The 4,901-nt window shown below is 39.2% G+C and carries 7 protein-coding genes; all 7 read right to left on the bottom strand.

Features of this window, described 5'->3' with window-relative positions; translation table 11 throughout:
• Positions 1–45: 45 nt before the first annotated feature.
• The 7 genes from paaX to paaA all read right to left on the bottom strand — a co-directional run bounded on the left by paaX (position 46) and on the right by paaA (position 4,763).
• Positions 46–921 carry a phenylacetic acid degradation operon negative regulatory protein PaaX gene (gene paaX / locus V7164_RS13190; protein ID WP_335354289.1) on the bottom strand — a complete coding sequence of 292 codons (876 nt, stop codon included), beginning with the start codon at positions 919–921 and terminating at the stop codon, positions 46–48.
• A 124-nt stretch (positions 922–1,045) separates the two neighbouring features.
• The gene (locus tag V7164_RS13195; protein WP_335346495.1) at positions 1,046–1,825 is read right to left on the bottom strand and encodes an enoyl-CoA hydratase-related protein; all 780 of its coding nucleotides are present in this window, start codon (positions 1,823–1,825) and stop codon (positions 1,046–1,048) included.
• Positions 1,818–2,126 carry an EthD family reductase gene (locus tag V7164_RS13200; protein WP_335346496.1) on the bottom strand — a complete coding sequence of 103 codons (309 nt, stop codon included), beginning with the start codon at positions 2,124–2,126 and terminating at the stop codon, positions 1,818–1,820. The genes V7164_RS13195 and V7164_RS13200 overlap by 8 nt, the downstream gene beginning before the upstream one ends.
• Positions 2,127–2,152: 26 nt before the next feature.
• Positions 2,153–2,647 carry a 1,2-phenylacetyl-CoA epoxidase subunit PaaD gene (paaD, locus tag V7164_RS13205; RefSeq protein WP_335354290.1) on the bottom strand — a complete coding sequence of 165 codons (495 nt, stop codon included), beginning with the start codon at positions 2,645–2,647 and terminating at the stop codon, positions 2,153–2,155.
• A 19-nt stretch (positions 2,648–2,666) separates the two neighbouring features.
• A complete protein-coding gene (gene paaC / locus V7164_RS13210) occupies positions 2,667–3,482 on the bottom strand; it encodes a 1,2-phenylacetyl-CoA epoxidase subunit PaaC (RefSeq protein WP_335354291.1) in 816 nt (271 codons plus the stop codon).
• Positions 3,469–3,825, bottom strand: coding sequence for a 1,2-phenylacetyl-CoA epoxidase subunit PaaB (paaB, locus tag V7164_RS13215; protein ID WP_335354292.1), 357 nt, complete (start codon positions 3,823–3,825; stop codon positions 3,469–3,471). The genes paaC and paaB overlap by 14 nt, the downstream gene beginning before the upstream one ends.
• 32 nt (positions 3,826–3,857) lie before the next feature.
• Positions 3,858–4,763, bottom strand: coding sequence for a 1,2-phenylacetyl-CoA epoxidase subunit PaaA (gene paaA, locus V7164_RS13220; protein ID WP_335354293.1), 906 nt, complete (start codon positions 4,761–4,763; stop codon positions 3,858–3,860).
• Positions 4,764–4,901 lie beyond the last annotated feature (138 nt).

The raw sequence follows: 4,901 nt of genomic DNA on the forward strand, positions 1-4,901 counted from the left end.
CTTTAAAGCCACCCTTCTTTCATACTAGGACGAATGGCATCATAACTATTCAACAATATACGGGTGATCGAGCACATCGTAATTAACATCTTTGTGCTCAATCTCGTTTCCTTCTCTAAACACAGTTTCAAAAAAGCGGGAAGCTGGCTTTGCTAACTCTTTATAATATTCACTAAACAAGGATGCTGCATGACTGCCCAACCATTTATCAGGAAGCAGCTCCTCAGGCAGTCCCGGATCAACAAACAAAAATTTTCTATATTCATGAACGAGCTTAGCCCTTTCTACAAAGCATTCAGCATCGGACATTTGTCCCTTTTGTATTTTATTTTTATCAATGATGTATTTCTGACTATATTCGGAAATAAACAATTGATACTTGGAATTAATGTCCTCGAGGTTCCAGCTCTTCTCAACTAAACGAAAATTATCATGTGGCCCTTCATATTTGGCGATAAAGAAATCGACATAATGACTGATATCATATTTATCAATGATTTCATTAACTTGTTTTTCGAGATTATTTGCCGAAATCCAGCAGCTATTAGATAAGGAGCCAAATCCGCTCCATACTAATTCTTTTCTAAGTTCATCCCTTACTGTCCGAATTTCCTCTGGAATGGTGTACATGAATATTCTCCACTGTCCATCCCACTTTTCCGGCATAAGTTTAAATATCCTTTTAGCCGCTTCATCAATCCTCTTTTGACCACGATTTGTTAAAGAATAATAGCTTTTATTGCCGATTTTATCGGACTGAACCCAGCCTTGCTTATTCATCCTAGAAATAGCTGCCCGAACAGATTGATCATTATGACCAAATTCACTTAATAACCGAATTAAACTTCCAATCCAAATTTTACTGCCATAATGTGATATATAGTCTCCATATAAAGTAAAAATCATTGATCTAGTATTCAAGTACCTTCAATCCTCACTTCATTTCATATAGAAAGAATGTCGAAATAATTACGTTATGAAGTAATTCTACTATATAAAATGAAATATTCATAACATTTTAAATCCTAGCATTATGTTATATTCTCTATCTCCCCTTGAAATTCGGCCTTCTTTTTTCCTGAAAAGCCTTCATGCCTTCTTTTTGATCTTCAGTTGAAAATAATAAATAGAAATTTTTTCTTTCAAAATCCATGCCTTCTTCAAGAGGGACATCTACCGCTTTCAGCACCGATTCCTTTATTAAGCGAATAGATATCGGTGCTTGATTGGCTATATGTCTAGCCATTTTTAATGTTTCTTCCATTAGAACCTCACTAGCAAAAAGTTGGTTGACTATCCCAAAATGGAGAGCTTCTTTTGCCAAGATTCTTTTTCCAGTAAAAAGCCATTCCATCGCCTTTGTTTTACCAGCTAGCTTTGTTAACCGCTGCGTTCCTCCTGCACCAGGCATAACACCAAGATTTACTTCGGGAAATCCGAATTCCGCATCCTCTGCGCCGTAAAGAAGATCGCAGCATAGGGCAAGTTCAAAACCCCCGCCAAGAGCAAACCCCTGGACAGCTCCAATTATTGGCTTCTTTATCATGGCCAATCGGTCCCAATCCTTGAATTGATTGCGCAGCTCAAAATCGATTGCATCGTCATTAGCCATTTCTTCGATATCAGCTCCAGCAGCAAATGCCCTTCCTTTGCCGGTCAATATGATGACTTTGACATCATCATTTTCTTCAAATTCTTCCATAACAGTTAGAATTTCTGATACCATTTTGCGATTAATTGCGTTAAGTACCTTTGGACGATTTAAGGCTATGAATCCTAGCTTTCCTTCAATGGCAGCTTCAATAAATTCATAGTCATTACCCATCTACGCTTTCACCAATCATTAATGTAATTAAATCACCTGCAAATTTCATTGCATCTTTGCCTGATGCCTTCCCTTCATCGGTTCTCATCGCCGATTGAAGTGACTCTAGACTGTCATAATGCATTTCACACATGAGGTAATACTTCCCTTCCCCACCCATTGGACTGCCTACAATTCTAGTAACCTCCATTTTGCGAAGGCCAGGGATTTTTTCCGTAAGAGGAGCGTGTGTTTCAAAGTAATGCTTATCAAAAGCTTCTTTGTTTTCAGGATGCTTGTATAATGCGATAAGTTTTGCCATTTTACTTTCTTCCCTTCAATTTGTATTTATATTGTTGAAACAGGTTTCATAGCTTCGAAAGGGTTTTTGCAAGTCCTGCAGTAAAGAATGCTGCGACAGGCAGTTGGCCCAAAGAGATTGTCTAGAGTTGTATAGTTGGAGTCGCAAAACGGGCAATTCACTTGCCACTCTCCAGTTTCGCGGATATGTTTTGGAGGAGGGGCAATTCCGAATTCTTTTAAATCCTCTCTCCCCTTTACTGTAATTCGGTCTGACGTCCATGGTGGGTGGTAAATGAATTGTACATCAATTAGCTCAAAAGCAAATTGAGATTTAATTTCTGCTACTACGTTGTGACGGATAATTTCAAGAGCTGGGCAGCCCATAAAGGTTGGAAGCAACTCAATTGTTACGGAAGAGCCATCCACTGTCACTCTTTCTACCATCCCTAAATCAACGATCGAGATGGAGTCTATTTCAGGATCCTTTACTTGATGCAGCACTTTAATAATATTGTCTACAGAGGTATTTATTTTCTTCATATACAATCAATCCTTCTTCCTACCAAGTAGCTGTGGGATCTGCATGATATACTTCAGATAGAATGGCTAAAGCAGTGTCGAGTTCCTTAAGATGTTCTCCAATACGTCCATTCCCACTCTTCATTCCGAACGAATCTGGCATCGGCAAATTGATAGCTTCAAAGATTGGAAGCATAGAAGCCCTCCATTTGTGCTTCAATATTTCTTCATCTTCAATTAATCCTAATTTTGACATATCACTCCCGAGTGGTCCTAAAGTCAATACACCTTCGAAATCAGCGAATACCTTAGCAACAGCAGCTTCCATTCTTTTTCTTGCCTCACCCCCAGCATTCATTAATTGCACAAACCATGTTTTCCAATGCAAAAGATGATAGAAGAGCTCCATATTAACATTGAGTGCCATATGAGCAAGTGGTTGATAAGTTGAATTTTTCAGTGAGTCCATGCGGATTTTCTTTGCCTGTACGTAGAAGTAATTTCTAACAACTGCAAATGCAAAATCGTACTGGGGCTTGGATAAATAGTGGCCAGGACCATTAACCATTTCAAGCAAAACAGCATTTCTTCGGTCCTTAGCTTTTCGTGAATGCGCTAATTCATCAACACTGCCTTCACCAAGCTCTTCTAGAAGCTGATAAAACATCGCCGCATGCCCCATTGTATCTTGGCTAATGGAGGAAAAGGCAACGTCCTCCTCAATATGAGGAGCAAGGCCAAGCCATTCCGATCCTCGGTAGGCGAGTATGAAATCATCATCAGCGAGCTGGTATAAGAGTGCTGTTAATGAAGATTTATATGCAGGATCCAGTGATGAAATATCAGTCTTGTTCACTCTTTTTCAATCCTCCCCATGACAAAATTTCCTTTTCATCAAGCATTGCTTGTTCATACTGACGCCATTTTTTTCTTAAATAGCCGTATCCCTTCGTATTTCGATAATCTTTATTATCAAGCCGCATCAATGTCTGCTTTTCCTCAAGAGACATTTTTCGAATATCCAAGCTTTTTATTACCCAAATATCTGCTACCGGCTCCCTCCGCATAAAGTTTTCCTGTGCCATAACTAATGCAAGCTCTTGATTTGGAGCAAGCAAGGAAAACTGATATTGTAATGGGGAGGTGTCCGTCCTTTTACTGAAAACCTCGAATTCCTGGTAAAATCCTCCACTGCTCAAAGGCTCTCCTCCAATCTAATTTCTTCATAAATTCAATGATTTACATTTGCCAGCGCATCACGGACCCACTGATTTTCAACATAAGTTGTTTGCCGCAATTCCAAACGTTCCTTTGATTTCGGGCCTTTATTCCTGACAATTTCTTTAAACCGGTCCCAGTCAGGCTGCTTATAAACCCATTTTCCCTGCTCTTTATCAAAATGCATCGTTTCATCCGGGATTGTTAATCCAAGAGAAATGACTCTAGGAATGTATTTCGAAAAGAAATCCTGTCTCAGTTGTTCATTCGTTTTGGTTCGAATTCGATATTTAATTGTAATGTCTTGCTTAGAAGTTCCAGTCGTTGATGCATTTGCCGGACCGAAGAACATCAGGAGGGCATCCCACCATCTATTAATGGCACCTTGAACCATCTCTCTTTGTTCCTTTGTTCCTTCAGCCAATGCCATAATGATGGACTCGCCATGCTGGGCATGGAAAACTTCCTCTGCACAAATTCTTTTCAACGCTCTTGCATAAGGCCCATATGAAGCATCTAGCATATTGGTTTGCGAAATGATGGCTGCACCATCAACAAGCCAGCCAATTAATCCTGCATCTCCCCATGTCGGGGCTTCCATATGAAACACATTATGAAATTTCAGCCTTCCGTTAAATAAATCGTGCATAATATCTTCACGGGTTTTACCGAAAGGCTTCATTAAATCTTCTGCAACTCTTAATAGCAGCTGCCCGTGTCCCATTTCATCCTGTACCTTTGCCATGATCCCAAGCTTTCTTTTTAATGAAGGTGCTTTCGGAACCCATTCCTTTTCAGGCAACGCCCCCATAATTTCACTAATTCCATGCATTGAAATTAATTTAATCAGCGTTATACGATATTCGTCAGGCATCCAATCATCTGCTTCAATTTTTTCACCATTGTTGATACGATTCATGAAGTGCTCGTATTTCTCCTCATCTGTTAAGTGCTCGTTAAAAATCGTTATTGACAAATTACTCACCCCCAAATTTTAATAACGTTTTAATTACTTCATACAATTTACTTAAAAATTAAAATAGATCCTTTAAATAAT

Source organism: Bacillus sp. JJ1474 (assembly GCF_036965225.1).
Classification (GTDB): domain Bacteria; phylum Bacillota; class Bacilli; order Bacillales; family Cytobacillaceae; genus Cytobacillus.